The organism is Aliirhizobium wenxiniae (assembly GCF_014201355.1).
Taxonomy (GTDB): Bacteria; Pseudomonadota; Alphaproteobacteria; order Rhizobiales; family Rhizobiaceae; genus Neorhizobium; species Neorhizobium wenxiniae.
Genome location: NZ_JACHEG010000002.1, coordinates 186,323 through 204,807 on the forward strand (window position 1 = coordinate 186,323; position 18,485 = coordinate 204,807).

Sequence of the window (18,485 nt, forward strand, 5' to 3'; positions counted from 1 at the left end):
CCTTTACCCGCCATTAACCCTAACAGATCCATAACAAACAAAATGATACGAACAGCCGGAGCCTGAGTGGGACATGGTCGTTGCCCGACGCAGACAAGTGCAGACCCGTAAGGTGCTGGCAGCGGCCTTGGCCGTCACGGCCGCACTGTTGAGCGGCTGTGCCTCCAGCCCGCCGCCGGCAAAGGGCTTTGAGACAGCTGCATTGCAGCCCTATCGGCTGGATAGCGGTGACCGTCTGCGAGTCACCGTGTTCGAACAGCCGGGACTGACAAACACCTACACGGTCGATCAGGCCGGCTATATCGCATTCCCGCTGGTCGGACAGGTCGCGGCCCGTGGCCAGACCCTGCCCGCGCTAGAAGGCTCTATTGCGGGCCGTCTGAAGCAGGGTTACCTGCGAGATCCCGACGTCAGCATCGAAATCGATCGCTATCGCCCCGTTTTTGTCATGGGTGAAGTCGGACGGCCGGGCCAGTATTCTTACGTGCCGGGCATGACGGCGCAAAATGCGATCGCCATTGCTGGCGGGTTCACCCCGCGTGGCAACGAGCGGGACGTCGACGTGACACGCAAGGTCAATGGACAGGTGGCGACCGGCCGCACGGCAATCACCGCCCCGATCCTTGCCGGCGACACGATCTATGTCCGCGAGCGCCTGTTCTGACCCAAGATGCGGCCCCTTCCCCCCTTGCGCATCCTGCATTGCTTCCGCAATCCGATAGGCGGGATCTTTCGGCATGTGCGCGATCTGGTGGAAGAGCACAGCGCCGCTGGTCATCAGATCGGCATTTTGTGCGACAGCTCGACGGGCGGCGCCTACGAGGACGCGCTGTTCGAGACCATCAGGCCGAAGCTCGCCCTGGGACTGACGCGTCTGCCGATGCGGCGGGCCATTTCGCCCTCGGACATGATCGCTCTTGCCAAGAGCTATCGGCATATAAAAAGTTTGCAGCCGGACGTCCTGCACGGACATGGCGCCAAGGGTGGCGCAGTGGCCCGGACGATTGGCTCAGTGTTGCGGGTAAACAGGTATCGCGTAGCCCGCGTCTATTCTCCGCATGGCGGCAGCCTGCATTTTGCCCGGTCATCACCGACCGGGCAGATTATCCTCAGGCTTGAGCGCTTCCAGGAGAATTTCTGCGATGCCATCGCCTTCGTCTGCGATTACGAGAGGCGGACCTACGAGGCGAAGGTGGGAACACCAAGACCACATTCGCAGGTCATCTATAACGGTATAAACGAAGCCGAATTCGCACCCGTCTCGCTGGAGCCGCAGGCAGCGGATTTTCTCTTTATCGGCATGATGCGCGACATGAAGGGGCCGGACGTGTTTATCGACGCCTTCCTGCGCACCGAACGCCGCATCGGCCGGCCTTTGACCGCAATGATGATCGGCGACGGTCCCGATGAAGACAAATACCGGGCCATGATCTCGGAGCTCGGGCTTGATCGGCGCATGCAGATGCTGCCCGCCATGCCTGCCCGCAAGGCTTTTGCGCTGGCCACAACAATCGTGGTTCCGTCCCGCGCGGAGGCAATGCCCTATATCGTGCTCGAAGCACTCGCGGCAGGCAAACCCGTTATTGCATCCAGGGTTGGCGGCATACCGGAAGTGCTGGGCGAAAGCAGCGAGGCACTTGCCATTCCGGGTGACGCCCAGGACCTCTCCAGCATCATGACAGCCGCCGCAACACAACCTGATTGGCGTGTCCGCACCATGCCGAAACCCTCCGCCTTCAAGTCAGTGTTCTCCGCACAGGTGATGGCGCGCGACATGCTGGGGCTCTATCGGGATGCCCTGCAGACCGGCAGTAAAAAGTCAGCCTAAATGCTTCCTTAGCATCTTGCTGATAAGCGATTTTTCATGATCTCTCCGTTTACAACCGGGAGACAAGGGACCGTTTCATGAGCGACTTGGGCAATCGGCAGGACCTGGACCTAGAGGCATTGCGCCGCAGCATCGCGGATGGCGGATCACATACGGTACCGGCAACGCCCGTCGAGCTTAATCCGTTCGCCAAACAGATAGCCGACCAGTTTCGCGACAACAATTATTCACCGACTATGCTGATCGGACAGTTTCGCCTGTTCGAACTCGCATCGCTTCTCGCGATAGGTCTGCTTGCATGCTATTTGCAGCCGGTTCCTGCTGACAGTCATTTCCTTACTCGTTTCGTTGTAACTGCCGTTGGCGCAACGTTGACGGTGCTGTTTCTGCAGCTAGCCGATACTTATCTGATACCCTCGATCCGTGCGGCGCGACGGAATGCCGGCCGAGTACTCGCCGCGTGGGCGATGGGCTTCATTCTGACCTATCTCGGCGTCTCGATCGCCGAAGGTGTGCTTTATCCCGTCGGCGCCGCAACGATCTGGTTCCTGTGCGGCTGCACCTTCCTGCTCGGCGAACGCCTTCTGACCGCCTATGCGATCCGCCACTGGGCGCGCAACGGCGTGATGGAACGCCGCGCCGTCATCGTTGGCGGCGGCGAGCCTGCGAAGCAGTTCATCCGTGCACTGGAACAGCAGCCGGACAATGACATTCGCATCTGCGGTATCTTCGATGACCGCGGCAGCGACCGTTCTCCGAGCGTCGTGGCCGGTTATCCTAAACTCGGCACATTTGCCGAACTGGTCGAATTCGCGCGGCTCGCGCGCATCGACATGCTGATCATCGCCTTGCCGGCAAGCGCAGAAGCGCGCATCCTGCAGCTCCTTCGCAAACTCTGGGTGCTTCCCGTCGACATCCGGCTTGCGGCTCATGCGAACCGTCTGCGTTTCCGTCCCCGCTCCTACTCGCATGTCGGCTCGGTGCCGATGTTCGACATTTTCGACAAACCGATCCGCGACTGGGATTCCGTTGCAAAACGTGCCTTTGACATCGTTTTCACACTCATTGCGATCGTACTTCTGTGGCCGATAATGCTGGCCGCCGCGATCGCGGTCAAAACGACGTCCGAAGGCCCGATATTGTTTCGGCAGAACCGACATGGTTTCAACAACGAGACCATCAAGGTTCTCAAGTTCCGTTCCATGTATACGAACATGAGCGACCAGACGGCGGTCAAAGCGGTCACCAAGGGTGACCCGCGTGTTACCCCGGTGGGACGCTTCCTGCGCAAATCATCGATCGATGAACTGCCGCAGCTCTTCAATGTGCTGAAGGGCGAACTTTCTCTGGTCGGCCCACGCCCTCACGCCGTTCACGCTCAGACGGGAGAACGCAAATATGTCGATGTCATCGAAAGCTATTTCGCCCGTCACAGGGTCAAGCCCGGCGTCACCGGATGGGCACAGGTCAAGGGCCTGCGCGGTGAATTGGATTCGGATGAAAAAATCCGTGCCCGTACCCAGCATGACCTGGACTATATTGAGAACTGGTCATTGCTCTTCGATCTCAAAATCCTGTTTCTGACCCCGATCAGCCTGTTCAACACGGACAACGCGTATTGAGCACGGCGAATTTCGAAACCCGGGCCCAGCGCCTTTCCGCAGCACAAATTGCCCGGCTTCTCGGGGCCGGCCTGCTGGCGTTCGGTGTCTTCCTGTCCGGTTTCGTCATCTCGGAACCTGCGCCATACGAACTCGTCATGGTGATGCAGATTGCCATCTGGTTCCTGCTTGGCCTGCGCATTTCGCGCACTGTCTGCCTTCTGCTTGCCCTGCTTATGGTCTTCAATATCGGCGGCATGTTCTCCATTACCGTCATGAAGGATATGAGCGGCGCGCCGATGTATATCGCCGTCTCGATCTTTCTTGCGTTAAGTTCGGTCTTCTATGCCGCGATCATCGAGGATGATCCGGGCAAATTCGAACTGATCTTTCGCGTCTGGGTGGTTGCAGCGATCATAACGGCGCTTCTCGGTATTCTCGGCTATTTCAACGCCTTTCCCGGCGCCCATATGTTTACCCGCTACGATCGCGCCATGGGTGCGTTTCAGGATCCGAACGTGTTCGGGCCTTATCTCATCGCCCCGATCCTCTACATGCTCTATCGGCTGCTGACAGGTCGCATCATGGAAGCGCCGTTTCTGATCGCCGGCATACTGGTACTGGTCATAGGCGTATTCCTTTCATTTTCCCGTGCAGCCTGGGGGCTACTGCTTTTCAGCGGCATTGCGCTTGTCGTCGCTATGCTTTTGAAGGAACGGACAACCGCGTTTCGGCTGAAGATCCTGATGATCTCAGCAATTGCAGCACTAGCGCTCATTCTTGCCCTGGTCATTGCTCTTCAGATTCCTCAGATCTCGGACCTTTTCACCAACCGTGCCAAGCTGGTGCAGTCATACGACGGAGCAAGATTCGGCCGTTTCGAACGGCACCGGATCGGCTTCCTGATGGCTATGGAGCGCCCATTCGGGCTGGGCCCAATGGCATTCGGCAAGATCTATGGCGAGGACGAGCACAATATCTGGCTGAAATCACTGACGACCTATGGCTGGCTGGGTGCCGTGACCTACCAGATCATGATCTGGTCGACGATCTGGATGGGTTTCCGCTACCTCCTGCGGGAGCGACCATGGCAGCCCTATCTGATGATCTGCTGGGTCATGATCCTTGGCCATTCGCTCATCGGCAACGTCATCGACACCGACCACTGGCGACATTTCTATCTGCTTCTCGGCCTCCTGTGGGGTTGCTACGCGCTTGAGCATAGGCATATGCGGCGGCAACGCGCCATAACCGCTACAGCAGATGCTGCAAGCGCTTGACTTCAGCCGAAGCCATTCCAATTCATAAGCATGATCACTGCAGCACAATTGCGCGCAGCCCGCGCCATGATCGGGCTTTCGATCGAAGAGCTTGCAGAGGCGGCCAGCGTCTCTGGCAACAGCATTCGTGATGCCGAGGCTTCAACAGGCAATCCCGAGCCGGAGCTTTCAAGAAAACTGAAGCACGCGCTTGAATCCCGCGGCATCATCTTTGTTGCCACCGGACAGCAGGATGCCTCCGGTCCCGGAGTCCGGCTGCATCAACAGCGTGCGGACGAAGGTATCAGGCCTCAGAATCTAAATTCGACTAATGACGACTAGATTCCATAAATTTTCTGGAACCATTTGAGTCGAAACGCGTTTCTCCGCCGAAATCTACATCGGGGACATGCATGACACGCAGCAACAACCTTTATCTCATTATCGGCGCACTGATCGTAGTGGTAGCCGGCCTTAGCTTCTATCTCTACCGCGAAGAAACAAAGCCTGAAGGCGTTTCGATCAGCATCGGGGAGAATGGTGTGAAGGTTGAAGGACAATAAAAGTAAAATTGCGTATATAAACTTAACTACATAAGCGCATCCTTTAATTCACATTACCTTTGGCAAAGTCGCTGAACACGAAGAGGGGTTCACATGACATCGCATCTCAGCACTGCTGACATCGAGGAAAAAGGATTGAGGAAAGTATGGAGCGTCGCCGATTTTTCGCGCCGCTATCGCCTCGATACCGAAGAGGAAGCAAGACTTCTGAAGCTTCTAGGCCCTTTCGCTACCCAGCAGGAACTGCTGATGAACGCGAGCCGGTCTCCGCGTTTCAGATAATATCCCGGAAAAATATCAGGAAGCACTCGTCGATCGAGTGCTTCCAATTCTGCGCTTGATTATTTCCTATACTTAAAAGCAAACTTCCACTGCGGCGGAACATTTTAATCCGCCAGCGGGTTACTTCTCCGTGGATTTATCATTTATGCGCGACGCTGAGGCTTACGCGCGGAGGAGAAGAGATGTTCAGGATGGTTTCAAAATTCGGACTTGCGGCGGCCCTTTCTGTCGCAACGTGCTCGGTCTTTGCCATGCCGGCCGCGGCACAGGATGTGGAACTTCGCATCGGACCGGATGGAGTACGCCCGGTTATACGCGACCGCGACCGGGATCGTTACGGCGATCGCGACCGCGACCGCGGCTGCAGTCCCGGTGAGGCACGTGCCGCTGCACGCGACGAAGGACTTCGTCGTCCCGAGGTGGTTCGCGTGACATCACGCAGCGTGACCGTTGAAGGTATGACACGAAGCGGTCCTGACCGCATCACGTTCGCAAACCGACGAGGTTGCCCAATCATCTGATACGGGATGCTTTTAGGAAATCAATCTTGTCCTGCCCTACCTTGCGCGTGGGGCAGGACTTTTTCGTCGGATCATGTGCAACCTGCATCAAGACCGGGATTTTTCGCTTGCGCCAGGAATGTCATGCCAGTATGGAAGTCTTGCTCTCGAAGCAGGTCGGAATGTAGCGCAGCCCGGTAGCGCACTTGACTGGGGGTCAAGGGGTCGTGGGTTCGAATCCCGCCATTCCGACCAATTATCCCCCATATAAAATCAGTTTGGATTTTATCTCTCGCGGTTCGCACTATGGATCGTCGAAGGGCGTTTTTTCGCCGTTCCCCTCTATCTCGACAACGGCTCTTCCCGCAAATCGCAAGTCCCCTTCACCCGATAAAAAAATGCCGCCCCGTTGTACGGAGCGGCATCGCAGATCCCGGAAAGATCGAACACCTTAACGATAAGGCGAGTAGCACTGCTGGCGGGGGCCGTTATAGGGCTGGAAGGTGTTGTCATATGTCCGGTATGAACGATAGCGAGCATAGCACCAGTTCACGTGGCTATTGCCGCCGACATAACTGCGCTCCGACGGAGCGTAGCGAGGCGCGGCCAGTGCGCCGCCGATGATAGCACCAGCTGCGAGCCCGCCAATGATGGCACCTGCGTTCGAGCCGCCGTGATGGCGATGGTGACGCCAGCGACGATCACTGTAATACCGGCGATCATCACGCCAGCGACGGTCGTCACGCCAGCGACGATCAGAATAACGTGGTCCGTAACGTCGCCAGTCATGACGGCCTTCACGCCATTGGACCTTTTCAACCTGCTGTGAGGCTTGAACCGAAGGGGCGCTTACCATCGGAAATGCATTTGCCGGTGCAATGCCAGTCAATGCGGTAACCGCGGACACCAGGATAATTGCAAGTTTCTTCTTCATTTCATTCTCCTCGGAATGTCTCCCTGAGGTAAATGATCTGATTTACGTGCTGAACCAGAGGTGAACGATCAAATTCCAGTGATCACATATAGTTGTAGTGATCTGTGCCAGTTATTTCAGCGCACCTGATCGAGCAGCCGCTTGCATTCCAGGAGATCGAACAGCGCCTCTTGAAGTAAGGCGCGATCCTCCTTGCCCACACTCGACTTTCCGATCGACACTTCCGGAGTGCCGTCGTCGCCGGACGAACCGAAGCCGAAAAAGCGACCACTGGGCTTTACTTTCGGCCGGCCCAGAACCTGGTCTTCCTCGGTTGCTCCAACTTTGGGCTCAGCATGTTTTTCGCTATTTGAGGCAATGATCGCGTCCATGGTGGCAACATCGCCCGAGGCGATAGCCGCAACGAACTTGTTGCCATTCGTCTTCAGAAGCTTCTGCACGCCTTTGATCGTATAACCGTGATCGTAGAGAAGATGACGGATGCCTTTCAGCAATTCGACGTCCTCAGGCCGGTAATAACGACGACCACCGCCCCGCTTCATTGGCTTGATTTGCGTGAAACGAGTTTCCCAGAAGCGCAGAACGTGCTGCGGCAGATCGAGATCATCTGCCACTTCGCTGATCGTGCGGAATGCATCCGGGCTCTTGTCCACGCTCAAACCTCCAAACAGCGGCTGTGAAGCCGACCCAAGCCATGCCATCTCGCTTCAGATCTGACTCGAGAACGGCCGGGTGACAATTCATAATCCTGGTATCGCATGCCGATTCCGGCTTTCGTGGCGATGCGCCAGACTACGCCCGGTTTCCCACTTATCTCAATGGGTTGAGAGCGAGGATTCAAGCATGTTCACAGGAATGAGATAAAATAGGGGCTTGCGCAGAACGTTTCCGCTTTTCTTCAAAGCGCTAAATCGCTCTATCTCTTTGTATGACGAAATTCCGCACGCAAAATCGGTGCCCGATTTGGCCGGAATTTCTCCAAGCTCAGGCGACCGGAGCCGCAGACTTCTGCTTGGCCTTGCGGCTGGTATGAGACTTCAAGATCCGTTGCTTCAGGACATTGGAAGCCTTGAAGGTCATGACCCGGCGCGGAGAAATCGGCACTTCCTCACCGGTTTTCGGGTTGCGTCCGATACGCTCGTTTTTCGAGCGGACCTGAAAGGTCGCGAAGGAGGAAAGCTTCACGACCTCGCCGCGAATGATCGCGTTGCAGATCTCATCGATTACCGTCTCTACGAGCTCCGCCGACTCAGTCCGGGAGAGCCCAACCTTGCGAAACACCGATTCCGCCAAGTCTGCACGCGTCACTGTCTTTCCGGCCATGATCCCCGCCCAGTTTGCAAATTGATCTCGTCAAAGCCACCCAAGACTATTTTGCTTGGCGATCAGGGTCAAGCACCTGTCGCCAATCAGTTATTTGTTCCGGAAGGCCGTGGTATTCCTACCAGCGAACGAGAACAGAACCCCAGGTAAATCCACCGCCCATCGCTTCGAGCATCACCAGGTCGCCCTTCTTTATCCTGCCGTCCGAAAGGGCCACTGAAAGTGCGAGCGGGATCGATGCCGCGGACGTGTTCCCATGAAGATCCACAGTCACGACCACCTTCTCGGGCGGAATGCCGAGCTTTTTGGCAGACGCATCAATGATACGGCGGTTGGCCTGGTGTGGGACAAGCCAGTCGATATCATCGGCTGTTGTGCCAGTAGCTTCGAACGCGCCTTCGATAACGTCCGTGATCATGCCGACAGCATGCTTGAAGACCTCGCGGCCTTCCATGCGCAGGTGGCCAACCGTTCCGGTAGAGGACGGGCCACCGTCGACATAGAGCTTTTCCTTGTGGGAGCCATCAGAGCGTAGCTTGGCAGTCAGGATGCCACGATCGCCCACGGTCCCCTCGCCTTCCTGGGCCTCGAGCACGAGTGCGCCCGCACCGTCGCCGAACAGAACGCAGGTAGTGCGGTCCTTCCAGTCGAGGATACGCGAGAAGGTCTCAGCGCCGATTACAAGTGCGCGGCGTGCCATGCCGCCGCGAATATGCAGATCGGCCGTTGCCATCGCATAGACAAAACCGGTGCAAACGGCCTGCATGTCGAATGCGTAGCCATGCTCCATGCCGAGACGGCGCTGAATATCGACTGCGGTTGCCGGGAAAGTATTGTCCGGCGTAGAGGTCGCGACCAGAATGAGATCGATGTCGTCAGGCGTCAGACCGGCGTTATCAAGCGCTGCGCGTGCGGCCTGTTCACCGAGCGAGGCCGTGGTTTCGCTTTCGCCGGCGATATAACGCTGCGTGATACCCGTGCGCTGGACGATCCATTCGTCGGTCGTATCGACGATGTCTTCCAACTCACGATTGGTCACTACCCGTTTCGGGAGCGCTGCCCCATAACCACGAACTACTGATCGGATCATTCTCAATCACATCCTGTCGTCATGCAGCTTCAGGACCAGCCGGAGGCTGATGCTTGGCATGATAAAGTGTCAAATCCTGCGCGATCTTCGCGTTCAGGTCGTTGCGCGCCATGTCATAAGCGACATCGATCGCTGCGGCAAAGCCATCGGCAGTAGTACCGCCATGGCTCTTGATAACAATGCCGTTCAGGCCAAGGAATACGCCGCCATTGACCTTGTTCGGATCCATCTTCTCGCGCAGCCGGTCAAAGGCGGGTTTAGCCAAAAGATAGCCGATCTTGGCAAGGAATGTGCGGGACATCGATTCGCGCAGCAACGTCGCGATCTGCTTGGCAGTGCCTTCAGCCGTCTTCAGCGCGATATTGCCGGTGAACCCTTCGGTAACGACAACGTCGACCGTACCCTTGCCGATATCGTTGCCTTCGACAAATCCGTGATAGGCGATCGTCGGAAGGTTAGCCTCGCGCAGTAACCGGCCGGCTTCCTTGACTTCTTCCTGCCCCTTCACCTCTTCAACGCCGACATTGAGAAGGCCAACCGTCGGGCGGTCGATCTCGAACAGGGCGCGCGCCATGGCGCCGCCCATCAGGGCGAAATCGAGAAGCTGCTGGCTGTCAGCGCCAATCGTGGCCCCAATATCCAAAACAATGCTTTCGCCTTTGAGGGTTGGCCAGATGCCGGCGATTGCCGGGCGCTCGATATTGGCCATCGTCCTCAGACAGAACTTGGCCATAGCCATCAGAGCGCCGGTGTTTCCAGCAGAAATGCAGACATCCGCCTCTCCGAGTTTCACCGCCTCGATGGAGCGCCACATGGACGAAACGTAACGGCCCCGCCGCAGGGCTGCGCTCGGTTTTTCGTCCATGGTGACGGCGACTTCGCACTCGTGAAAAATAGAGCGGTCGCGCAGTTTCGGGTATTTGGCCAGCAACGGCTCGCATTCGGCCTTCAACCCATAGATGATGAAGGTCGCCTCGGGGTGCCGTTCGAGGGCCTTTGCAGTACCGGGTATGACAACCTCGGGACCGAAATCACCCCCCATGGCATCCACAGAAATTCTGATCACGCGTATCTGATCCTTATCTTCGACCAACCGGACCTGCCGTTGAAAGCCGTCCGGCTGTCGTCGCCAGCATTCCGGCCATGCTCATGCTTGGCCCTGCCGGCGAAATCGTGGCCAAAATATAGTTTTCGCCGCCCCTTACAACAGGCCTAGTCTTTTTTCCAGTCCTTGAGGGCAGCGAACGGATTGGGCCGGTCATTCTTGCTGTCGGCAGTGCTCTCGATATGGTCGGAAAATTCCACGCCCGATTTGCGCGGATAGGGATCGATCGCCAGCGCCGCGAACTCCGTGATCGCCTCGCCAATATCGATCGAATCTCCGGCAAACTCCTGCGGGAGATCCGGCCCGTCCGGATCGAGCACCATCTCGGCCGCGTCCTTGGCGACCACGCGGGCAAGTTTTGAACCCTCAGGCACAAATATCTGCTCGAAATCTTCATTGATGCGCGTTTCGACCGGCTCCAGCGTTACAACGCAGGCCTGGACAATCTCAGCCTCGACGCGGCCCTTGACGCGCACGCCGTCCTTCTTCCAGCGCGACAAATAGACTTCCGCCTGGAGCGACTTCACATCCAGCACCTGCCACATCTCGGCGAGGTCCTTGCGCTCGCGGTCATCGGCAGACACCTTGACTGTAACGGCATTGGCCGAAATGTTTCCGACTTTGACCGGATATGAAAATGGCGGCTTTCCCGCCGAATTGTTATCGTTCTTCATCTTTCCTCACTTTCCCGTTTCAGCCGTCCAAGGGCTGCGGGATAACCGCGTTGCCGCGGGCGATATCGTCTTCCGGCGTTGCAGCGAGATGCCGCTCCGCCTCGGCCATCCATGCTGCCAGCCGCGCCATATCGGGCGCAGACTGGTTTTCCGGATATATGTTGCGGGCAAGCCCTTTCGCCAACTCTTCAAGATCGCCTGCGTCGAGCGCCTTGGCATAGGTCTCAAGCCGCCCATAAAACATGCCGGCGAGTTTCTTCATGCGTTTGGGAACGCCCTGATCACCGATCCCGAGCTCGCGGATCGAATGATCGAGATCCTGGAAAAACGCATCCACAATTTCCTGCGCCAGTTCCTGCCCGCTGGTCGGAGACTTCGCAGTCCGGCGAAAAAACAGGATCATTGTGATCGAGAGCATTTCGTAGCGGCCCATGACCGTGTCGGGCACGCCAAGGTCCGTGTAGAACATCGGCACGCGGGCAGCCGAGGTCAGAGCCGCATATTGCCGGTCGACAATGGCCCGATTGTGTTTTTTCTTTTTGAACAGCCCGAAGATCATCGATAACTCCCGCGAATGTCCGGGCCTAATGTTGCATGGAGACGAAAGCTGGTTTACCGAAGCAGGCGCGAATTGCAATGCCGTTCGGCCGGGGCCGCAGACGGGATGCGTTCGATCCGGAAAAGGTTTGGCATTGCAGGGTTCTCTTCCCCGGAATAGCCACAATGGTGATGAACAGCAGAAGTCCGGTCTCAAGCGCCGGTCTCGTTTACCTGGGGGATCCCGTTGAAGAAGCGGACTGTCGAGTACGGTATGAATTTTCTGAATAAAACCGCCATCAGCCTTGTGCTTGTCGCTTCTGTCACCGCCGCTGGCTGCACGTCGATGAATATCGGCGACACCATGTATAACGGCTATGTGATCGACCAGAAGTCGCTTGCCCTTATCCCCGAAGGTTCGAGCCGCGAACAGGTGCTGCTGACGATGGGCACGCCATCGACAACGGCGACCTTCGATTCGGAAGTGCTCTATTACATTTCCCAGAGGCGCGAGCGCGCCGCCGCCTTCATGAAGCCGAAGCTGGTCGAGCAGTCTGTGCTCGCTATCTATCTCAACAAGGACGGCGTCGTCGCCCGCAAGGCGAACTACACGCTTCAGGACGGTAAGGTATTCGACACGATCTCGCGCACCACGCCGACCGGCGGTCGCGACCTGACCTTCCTGCAGCAGATTCTCTCGAGCGGCTCTGGCCCCGGTGCAGGTGCGGCAGCCATGCGCAGCCTGCTTAAAAACTAAAAAAGCTCATCTGATGCAAAGAAGCCCGCGGATCGCTCCGCGGGCTTCTTTGCATCAGATGAGGTGGCAGGCAGTTCATCCCGCGAGGATCGCCAGCAGCAGCAGGGCCACGATATTGGTGATCTTAATCGCCGGGTTCACAGCCGGGCCTGCCGTATCCTTGTAGGGATCACCAACAGTATCGCCCGTGACCGAAGCCTTGTGGGCGTCGGAACCTTTCAGGTGGCGCTGACCATCCTTGTCGACGAAACCGTCCTCGAAGCTCTTCTTGGCGTTGTCCCACGCACCGCCGCCCGATGTCATCGAGATGGCGACGAAGAGACCATTGACGATCACGCCGAGAAGCGAGGCTCCGAGCGCTGCAAAAGCCGAGGCCTTGTCGCCGCCGGAGATCAGAAGAACCCCGAAATAGACCACGATGGGGGCCAGGACCGGCAGCAGCGACGGAATGATCATCTCGCGGATAGCCGCACGCGTGAGGATATCGACTGCACGACCGTAATCCGGCCGATCGGTGCCCTGCATGATGCCCGGCTTGTCGCGGAATTGGCGACGAACCTCCTCGACGATAGAGCCGGCCGCCTTGCCCACGGCGGTCATGGCAATGCCACCGAAGAGATAGGGAATGAGGCCGCCGAAGATCAGACCTGCGACAACATAGGGGTTCGCAAGGCTGAACGAGATCGCCCCGACCCCTTCGAAGTAAGGATATTGCTGCGGATTGGCGGCAAAATACTGCAGGTCGTTGGAATAGGCGGCGAACAATACGAGTGCACCAAGACCGGCGGAACCGATGGCGTAGCCCTTGGTGACCGCCTTGGTCGTATTGCCAACGGCATCGAGCGCATCGGTCGACTTGCGCACTTCCGGCGGCAGATGAGACATCTCGGCGATACCGCCGGCATTGTCGGTGACCGGGCCGAAGGCGTCGAGCGCGACGATCATGCCGGCAAGGCCGAGCATGGCGGTCACGGCAATACCCGTGCCGAAGAGACCACCCAACTGATAGGTGGCAATGATGCCGCCGACGATGACGATTGCCGGAAGCGCCGTCGATTCGAGCGAAACGGCAAGCCCCTGGATAACGTTGGTGCCGTGACCGGTGACCGAAGCCTGGGCAATCGAATTGACCGGGCGTTTGTTGGTGCCTGTGTAATATTCGGTGATGACGACGATCAGCGCAGTGACGACAAGGCCGACAAGACCGCAGACGAAGAGGCTGGTGCCGGTAATTTCCTTGCCGGCGACGGTGCCGATCACACCCCAACCGACCGTCATCGACGTGGCGACTGCGAGACCAAGGATGGAAAGCACGCCGGTTGCGATCAGGCCCTTGTAGAGAGCCCCCATGATCGAGCCGTTGCTGCCGAGCTTGACGAAGAAGGTACCGATGATCGACGTGACGATGCAGACGCCGCAGATCGCCAGCGGATAGAGCATTGCCGATTCGAGCACCGGAGCGCCGGCAAAGAAGATTGCCGCAAGCACCATGGTTGCAACCACGGAGACCGCATAGGTTTCGAACAGGTCAGCTGCCATGCCGGCGCAATCGCCTACATTGTCGCCGACGTTATCGGCAATCGTTGCCGGGTTGCGCGGGTCGTCTTCGGGAATGCCGGCCTCTACCTTGCCGACGAGGTCCCCACCGACATCCGCACCCTTGGTGAAGATGCCACCGCCGAGACGAGCGAAGATCGAGATAAGCGAAGCGCCGAAGCCGAGCGCGACTAGCGCGTCGATGACCTCACGCGAGCTGCTTGCATGCCCGAGACCGGAGGTCAGCACCCAGTAGTAGATCGACACACCGAGAAGTGCGAGACCGGCAACCAGCATGCCGGTGATTGCACCCGACTTGAAGGCGATATCAAGCCCCGCAGCAAGGCTATGGGAAGACGCCTGCGCCGTGCGGACATTGGCCCGGACAGAAACATGCATGCCAATAAAACCTGCAGCGCCGGACAGAACCGCGCCGATTATAAAGCCCAAGGCAGCCGTGCCGGACAGAAGCAGCCATGCAAGAATGGCAACGACAACGCCTACGGCGGCAATCGTCATATACTGGCGTGTCAGGTAGGCTTGAGCCCCCTCACGAATGTAGCCGGCAATTTCCTGCATGCGTTCATTGCCCTGGTCGGCGGCAAGTACGGAACGCGTCGCCCACACGGCATAGATGATCGACAGCAGACCGCAGACGATCACACCCAAAATGACTGTCATACTATTTTCCTCTCCCTGATCGCCGGGACGAAAAATCCCGGCTGCGCATTTCCCTGCGGATGCTCTCCCCTCCCAAGGAAGCGTTTCCGCCATGCGAAGCGAGATTGCGGTGGAGATGAAATGACGTCAAGCCCCGCCCGGGCAAGGGCTCAAATGGACGCAGGTTGTAATATGAGTTAATACTCGCCTTACAACGACTTCGCCGACGAACGCCTGAACAGCAGGGCCGCGATCAACAGCAGGCAGATCACGGCAACCGGCCAGATGACCATGTTGATGAAGGACCAACCCCAGGTGACGAACACCTTGCCGGAGGAGAAGGAGGACAGCGCCACCGTGCCGAACAGCACGATATCGTGAAAACCCTGAACCTTGTCGGCTTCATGCGGCCGATAGCTGGATGCGACGATTGCGGTCGACCCGATAAAGCCGAAATTCCAGCCGATGCCGAGCAGGACGAGTGCGCCCCAGAAATTCCACAGCTCGATGCCGAGATGCGCGACGACGGCACACGCCATCATCACGAAAATGCCGATTGCAACGACCTTCTCCGCACCGAACCGGGAGATAAGCGAGCCGGTGATGAAGCTCGGCCCGAACATGGCGAGCACATGCCACTGGATACCCAAAGTCGCCATTTCAGGCGGGAAACCGCAACCGATCACCATGGCAAGCGGCGCTCCGGTCATGACGAAGGTCATCAGTGCATAGATGCAGATGCCGCAGATCATGCCGGTGAGAAAGCGCTGCGTCAGCACGATCTCTTTCAGAGGTCGTGCCGGCTCCAAGCTCTGGGTGGCCGTCTTCGTCTGCGGAAGCTTGAGGAAGGAGAATATGCCGATCCCCGCCAGGCAAATCGGAATGAGCGCGATGAAAGCTCCCGCAAAAGTCACCGGGGCAAACAGGTCCTTTGCCCAGATGACGATCTGCGGACCTAAAATCGCCGAGACGATGCCCGCACCGAGGATCCAGGAGATTGCCTTGGGCTTGTAGGAGGACGGCGAAGCGTCTGCGGCGGCGAAACGGATTTTTTGGGTAAAGCCGGAGGACGTGCCGATGAACAGAAGCGCCAGGGCGAAGAGCCAGAAGCTCTCGCGAAAAAGTGCGATCGCGGCGAAAGCACCGCCGGCAGCCCCGATCAGGCAACCGGCCATGAAGGCTTCACGGCGACCGAGAAAACGCGACAGAATGGCGATGACGACTGCACCGCAGGCCGTTCCGACATTGAAGGCGGTGATGGGGGCTGTGGCGAGCGATTTGTCGTCGCCGAGCAACTGATATCCGGCAAGCGAGCCGATGGCGATCGACAGAGGCGCTGCCGAACCGAGGATCGCCTGGCTAGTGGCAAGCAATGTGACATTGCGGCGGGCGGCGCGCACTTGCGTCTGAAGACCGTCCACCACGCCATCCATTTTCTGCCCGCCTGTTATTTCTTGTCGCTACGGACCTGTTTGGCGATACGGTCGAGAACCGCATTGACGATGCGCGGCTCGTCTTCCTCAAAGAAGGCGCGTGCGATCTCGACATATTCGGTGACGATGACCGGAACCGGAACGTCCTTGCGCTCGAGGATTTCAAATGTGCCGGCGCGCAGGATGGCGCGGAGCGTCGAATCGAGACGCGAGAGCGGCCAGTCTTCCTGCAGCGAGGAGCGAACGATCGGGTCGATCTTGGTCTGGTCGCGTACGACGCCCGAAACGATCGAGCGGAACCAGGACGGGTCGGCCTTCAGATAGGTGTCGCCGTCGAGTTCCTGGCCGAGGCGATGGGCCTCATACTCGGCCACGACCTCAAGCACGCCTGTGCCGCCGATATCCATCTGGTAAAGCGCCTGCACGGCTGCGAGGCGGGCTGCACCGCGCTGGTTGACCGGTTTGACCTGTTTTTCTTCGTTAGACATCAGCGTGCACCGTTCAGCTTTTCGCGCACGGCAATCATGGTCAGCGTCGCACGGGCTGCAAAGCCGCCCTTGTCCTTGTCCGAGCGGCGCGCGCGCGCCCAGGCCTGATCGTCGTTCTCAACGGTCATGATGCCGTTGCCGATCGCAAGCGATTCCGACACAGCAAGATCCATCAATGCGCGCGAGGATTCGTTGGAAACGATATCGAAGTGATAGGTCTCGCCGCGGATGACCATGCCGAGGGCGACGAAACCGTCATATTCGGTGCCGCCATTTTCGGAAGCGTCGAGCGCCATGGCGATCGTCGGCGGAATTTCCAGCGCACCGGGAACGGTAATCACGTCAAAGGTCGCTCCCGCCTCCTTGAGCGCCGAGGTTGCACCGTCGAGCAGGGCATCAGCCATATCATCATAGAAGCGAGCCTCTACGATCAGGATGTGTGGAGCGGTTTCGAGCGACATGGATCACCTTAAGATACGTGTATTCGGTCCGGCAAGTGGCGGACTTCTAGCATGGGCGCGGTCAAAACACGCCCGGAGGCACTTGGCAAGCGATTTTGCGGGAACGAGGCCTGCATGCCGGGAATAGGATCGTCTCAAGACGCTCCACAATACTTTATCAATCCCGGTCCGGATCATCTCCATAGCCAGTAATTAATTATCTGTTAAACTACAGAAACAAAGCGTATCACTCTTGCCACCTTCGTTTTATTAGACATCTATTATTCGACGCATAGATGCAGGTGAATAATGGACAAGCACCGTTTCCAGATGGATGAGATGGACGACCTGCTGCTGAAGATATCGATGGCCCGCGGTCTGGAAGAGATCATGACCGTGGTCAGGCAATCCGCGCGCCGACTGATCGGCGCCGATGGTCTCGCCTTCATCCTGCGTGACAAGAATGAATGCTATTATGTCGACGAAGACGCCATCCAGCCGCTGTGGAAAGGACAACGTTTCCCTATGGAGGCCTGCATTTCCGGCTGGGCGATGCAGCATTCGCAAGTGGTCGTCATAGATGACATCACCAAGGACCCGCGTATTCCGCAGGATGCCTACCGCCCGACTTTTGTCAAAAGCCTCGCCATGGTGCCATTGCGACCCGACGATCCGCTTGGCGCGATTGGAGCCTACTGGTCAACCGTCGGCACGCCGTCGGACGACAGCGTCTACAGCTTGCAGCGTATTGCCAATACGGCGGCGGTGGCGATGGCCAATGTGGCACTGACCAATTCACTTGCCGAAGCGCGCGACGAAGCGGCACGCGCCCGCGATGCGATGATCCTCGCCATGGCATCACTTGCCGAAACACGCGACCACGAGACGGGCGACCATATCCGTCGCACGCAACATTATGTGCGCGTGCTTGCCGAGGCGCTCAACCGGCGCGAACCGGAAACGACGGGACTCGATGAAGAATTCGTCGACTTGCTCTACAAGTCGGCTCCGCTTCACGATATCGGCAAGGTCGGTATTCCTGACCGCATCCTGCAGAAGCCGGGCCGGCTCGACCGGGCGGAATACGACATCATGAAGACCCATGCCGATCTCGGCCGCACGGCGATCGCCACAGCCGAGCGTTATATCGGCTCGAGCAACCCGTTTCTCAGCCTCGCCAAGGAAATCGCCCATTGCCATCATGAAAAATGGGATGGAACCGGTTATCCGCGCGGGCTGAAGGGAGAAGACATTCCGCTTGCAGGCCGGATAATGGCTGTCGCGGACGTCTATGATGCGCTGGTGTCAGAACGGGTCTACAAACCCGCGATGAGCCACAACGATGCCGTTACCATCATCACCGGCGAAAGCGGCAAGCATTTCGATCCGGCCGTTGTTGCGGCATTCGGCGATGTTGCCCCGCAGTTTGCGGAAATCCATCGCCAGTTCTCACAACCGATTTGAAGCTGAAAGAC

At 58.0% G+C, this 18,485-nt stretch carries 21 protein-coding genes and 1 tRNA gene; 11 read left to right on the forward strand and 11 right to left on the reverse strand.

Annotation, left to right across the window (positions count from 1 at the left end; translation table 11 throughout):
* The first annotated feature begins 73 nt into the window (after positions 1-73).
* The 9 genes from HNQ72_RS08865 to HNQ72_RS08905 all read left to right on the forward strand — a co-directional run bounded on the left by HNQ72_RS08865 (position 74) and on the right by HNQ72_RS08905 (position 6,288).
* Positions 74-664, forward strand: a complete 591-nt coding sequence (locus HNQ72_RS08865; RefSeq protein WP_183991727.1) for a polysaccharide biosynthesis/export family protein — start codon at positions 74-76, stop codon at positions 662-664.
* A gap of 6 nt (positions 665-670) precedes the next feature.
* The gene (locus HNQ72_RS08870; protein WP_183991729.1) at positions 671-1,828 is read left to right on the forward strand and encodes a glycosyltransferase family 4 protein; all 1,158 of its coding nucleotides are present in this window, start codon (positions 671-673) and stop codon (positions 1,826-1,828) included.
* 77 nt (positions 1,829-1,905) lie between these two features.
* Positions 1,906-3,450, forward strand: coding sequence for an undecaprenyl-phosphate glucose phosphotransferase (locus HNQ72_RS08875; protein ID WP_183991731.1), 1,545 nt, complete (start codon positions 1,906-1,908; stop codon positions 3,448-3,450).
* Positions 3,447-4,709 carry an O-antigen ligase family protein gene (locus HNQ72_RS08880; RefSeq protein WP_183991733.1) on the forward strand — a complete coding sequence of 421 codons (1,263 nt, stop codon included), beginning with the start codon at positions 3,447-3,449 and terminating at the stop codon, positions 4,707-4,709. The genes HNQ72_RS08875 and HNQ72_RS08880 overlap by 4 nt, the downstream gene beginning before the upstream one ends.
* A gap of 30 nt (positions 4,710-4,739) precedes the next feature.
* A complete protein-coding gene (locus HNQ72_RS08885; protein WP_183991735.1) occupies positions 4,740-5,030 on the forward strand; it encodes a helix-turn-helix domain-containing protein in 291 nt (96 codons plus the stop codon).
* Positions 5,031-5,101: 71 nt separating this feature from the next.
* The gene (locus HNQ72_RS08890; RefSeq protein WP_183685025.1) at positions 5,102-5,251 is read left to right on the forward strand and encodes a hypothetical protein; all 150 of its coding nucleotides are present in this window, start codon (positions 5,102-5,104) and stop codon (positions 5,249-5,251) included.
* A 93-nt stretch (positions 5,252-5,344) separates the two neighbouring features.
* A complete protein-coding gene (locus HNQ72_RS08895) occupies positions 5,345-5,533 on the forward strand; it encodes a hypothetical protein (RefSeq protein ID WP_183991737.1) in 189 nt (62 codons plus the stop codon).
* Positions 5,534-5,715: 182 nt separating this feature from the next.
* Positions 5,716-6,054, forward strand: a complete 339-nt coding sequence (locus tag HNQ72_RS08900; RefSeq protein WP_183991739.1) for a hypothetical protein — start codon at positions 5,716-5,718, stop codon at positions 6,052-6,054.
* A 157-nt stretch (positions 6,055-6,211) separates the two neighbouring features.
* Positions 6,212-6,288 (forward strand) — tRNA-Pro (locus HNQ72_RS08905).
* 196 nt (positions 6,289-6,484) lie between these two features.
* On the opposite strand, the gene HNQ72_RS08910 is transcribed toward HNQ72_RS08905, so the two are convergent.
* From HNQ72_RS08910 to HNQ72_RS08940, 7 genes are all read right to left on the reverse strand, one after another.
* Positions 6,485-6,967, reverse strand: a complete 483-nt coding sequence (locus HNQ72_RS08910) for a BA14K family protein (protein WP_183991741.1) — start codon at positions 6,965-6,967, stop codon at positions 6,485-6,487.
* Between the two features lie 116 nt (positions 6,968-7,083).
* Positions 7,084-7,620 (reverse strand): MerR family transcriptional regulator, encoded by a 537-nt coding sequence (locus HNQ72_RS08915; RefSeq protein WP_183991743.1) that lies wholly within the window; start codon positions 7,618-7,620, stop codon positions 7,084-7,086.
* 331 nt (positions 7,621-7,951) lie between these two features.
* Positions 7,952-8,290 carry an integration host factor subunit alpha gene (locus HNQ72_RS08920; RefSeq protein ID WP_139673127.1) on the reverse strand — a complete coding sequence of 113 codons (339 nt, stop codon included), beginning with the start codon at positions 8,288-8,290 and terminating at the stop codon, positions 7,952-7,954.
* Between the two features lie 118 nt (positions 8,291-8,408).
* The gene (locus HNQ72_RS08925) at positions 8,409-9,380 is read right to left on the reverse strand and encodes a beta-ketoacyl-ACP synthase III (RefSeq protein ID WP_183991745.1); all 972 of its coding nucleotides are present in this window, start codon (positions 9,378-9,380) and stop codon (positions 8,409-8,411) included.
* A gap of 19 nt (positions 9,381-9,399) precedes the next feature.
* Positions 9,400-10,446, reverse strand: a complete 1,047-nt coding sequence (plsX, locus tag HNQ72_RS08930) for a phosphate acyltransferase PlsX (protein WP_183991747.1) — start codon at positions 10,444-10,446, stop codon at positions 9,400-9,402.
* Positions 10,447-10,592: 146 nt separating this feature from the next.
* Positions 10,593-11,159: a YceD family protein gene (locus tag HNQ72_RS08935; protein ID WP_183991749.1), complete on the reverse strand. Its 567-nt coding sequence runs from the start codon at positions 11,157-11,159 to the stop codon at positions 10,593-10,595.
* 19 nt (positions 11,160-11,178) lie between these two features.
* On the reverse strand, positions 11,179-11,718 hold the full coding sequence (locus HNQ72_RS08940) for a ubiquinol-cytochrome C chaperone family protein (protein WP_183991751.1): 540 nt from the start codon (positions 11,716-11,718) through the stop codon (positions 11,179-11,181).
* A 219-nt stretch (positions 11,719-11,937) separates the two neighbouring features.
* Between HNQ72_RS08940 and HNQ72_RS08945 the strand changes: the two genes are divergently transcribed.
* Complete coding sequence (locus tag HNQ72_RS08945) at positions 11,938-12,453, forward strand: outer membrane protein assembly factor BamE (protein WP_183993056.1); 516 nt, start codon at positions 11,938-11,940, stop codon at positions 12,451-12,453.
* A 75-nt stretch (positions 12,454-12,528) separates the two neighbouring features.
* Here the strand turns inward: HNQ72_RS08945 and HNQ72_RS08950 are convergent, their stop codons facing one another.
* The 4 genes from HNQ72_RS08950 to ribH form a co-directional block, all read right to left on the reverse strand.
* A complete protein-coding gene (locus HNQ72_RS08950) occupies positions 12,529-14,670 on the reverse strand; it encodes a sodium-translocating pyrophosphatase (protein WP_183991753.1) in 2,142 nt (713 codons plus the stop codon).
* Positions 14,671-14,858: 188 nt separating this feature from the next.
* Entirely contained in the window at positions 14,859-16,082 is a 1,224-nt protein-coding gene (locus HNQ72_RS08955; protein ID WP_183991755.1) for an MFS transporter, read from the reverse strand.
* Between the two features lie 14 nt (positions 16,083-16,096).
* Positions 16,097-16,570, reverse strand: coding sequence for a transcription antitermination factor NusB (gene nusB / locus HNQ72_RS08960; protein WP_183991757.1), 474 nt, complete (start codon positions 16,568-16,570; stop codon positions 16,097-16,099).
* Positions 16,570-17,031 carry a 6,7-dimethyl-8-ribityllumazine synthase gene (gene ribH / locus HNQ72_RS08965; protein WP_183991759.1) on the reverse strand — a complete coding sequence of 154 codons (462 nt, stop codon included), beginning with the start codon at positions 17,029-17,031 and terminating at the stop codon, positions 16,570-16,572. The genes nusB and ribH overlap by 1 nt, the downstream gene beginning before the upstream one ends.
* A gap of 288 nt (positions 17,032-17,319) precedes the next feature.
* On the opposite strand from ribH, the gene HNQ72_RS08970 reads away from it, so the two are divergent.
* Complete coding sequence (locus HNQ72_RS08970; protein WP_210319553.1) at positions 17,320-18,474, forward strand: HD domain-containing phosphohydrolase; 1,155 nt, start codon at positions 17,320-17,322, stop codon at positions 18,472-18,474.
* The last annotated feature ends 11 nt before the right edge of the window (positions 18,475-18,485 follow it).

Bases quoted from the DNA above. Each gene is read 5' to 3' on its own strand.
- HNQ72_RS08865 (WP_183991727.1), top strand. From the start codon at position 74: ATGGTCGTTGCCCGACGCAGACAAGTGCAGACCCGTAAGGTGCTGGCA.
- HNQ72_RS08870 (WP_183991729.1), top strand. From the start codon at position 671: ATGCGGCCCCTTCCCCCCTTGCGCATCCTGCATTGCTTCCGCAATCCG.
- HNQ72_RS08875 (WP_183991731.1), top strand. From the start codon at position 1,906: ATGAGCGACTTGGGCAATCGGCAGGACCTGGACCTAGAGGCATTGCGC.
- HNQ72_RS08885 (WP_183991735.1), top strand. From the start codon at position 4,740: ATGATCACTGCAGCACAATTGCGCGCAGCCCGCGCCATGATCGGGCTT.
- HNQ72_RS08890 (WP_183685025.1), top strand. From the start codon at position 5,102: ATGACACGCAGCAACAACCTTTATCTCATTATCGGCGCACTGATCGTA.
- HNQ72_RS08895 (WP_183991737.1), top strand. From the start codon at position 5,345: ATGACATCGCATCTCAGCACTGCTGACATCGAGGAAAAAGGATTGAGG.
- HNQ72_RS08900 (WP_183991739.1), top strand. From the start codon at position 5,716: ATGTTCAGGATGGTTTCAAAATTCGGACTTGCGGCGGCCCTTTCTGTC.
- HNQ72_RS08910 (WP_183991741.1), bottom strand. From the start codon at position 6,967: ATGAAGAAGAAACTTGCAATTATCCTGGTGTCCGCGGTTACCGCATTG.
- HNQ72_RS08920 (WP_139673127.1), bottom strand. From the start codon at position 8,290: ATGGCCGGAAAGACAGTGACGCGTGCAGACTTGGCGGAATCGGTGTTT.
- HNQ72_RS08925 (WP_183991745.1), bottom strand. From the start codon at position 9,380: ATGATCCGATCAGTAGTTCGTGGTTATGGGGCAGCGCTCCCGAAACGG.
- HNQ72_RS08935 (WP_183991749.1), bottom strand. From the start codon at position 11,159: ATGAAGAACGATAACAATTCGGCGGGAAAGCCGCCATTTTCATATCCG.
- HNQ72_RS08940 (WP_183991751.1), bottom strand. From the start codon at position 11,718: ATGATCTTCGGGCTGTTCAAAAAGAAAAAACACAATCGGGCCATTGTC.
- HNQ72_RS08950 (WP_183991753.1), bottom strand. From the start codon at position 14,670: ATGACAGTCATTTTGGGTGTGATCGTCTGCGGTCTGCTGTCGATCATC.
- HNQ72_RS08955 (WP_183991755.1), bottom strand. From the start codon at position 16,082: ATGGATGGCGTGGTGGACGGTCTTCAGACGCAAGTGCGCGCCGCCCGC.
- nusB (WP_183991757.1), bottom strand. From the start codon at position 16,570: ATGTCTAACGAAGAAAAACAGGTCAAACCGGTCAACCAGCGCGGTGCA.
- ribH (WP_183991759.1), bottom strand. From the start codon at position 17,031: ATGTCGCTCGAAACCGCTCCACACATCCTGATCGTAGAGGCTCGCTTC.
- HNQ72_RS08970 (WP_210319553.1), top strand. From the start codon at position 17,320: ATGGACAAGCACCGTTTCCAGATGGATGAGATGGACGACCTGCTGCTG.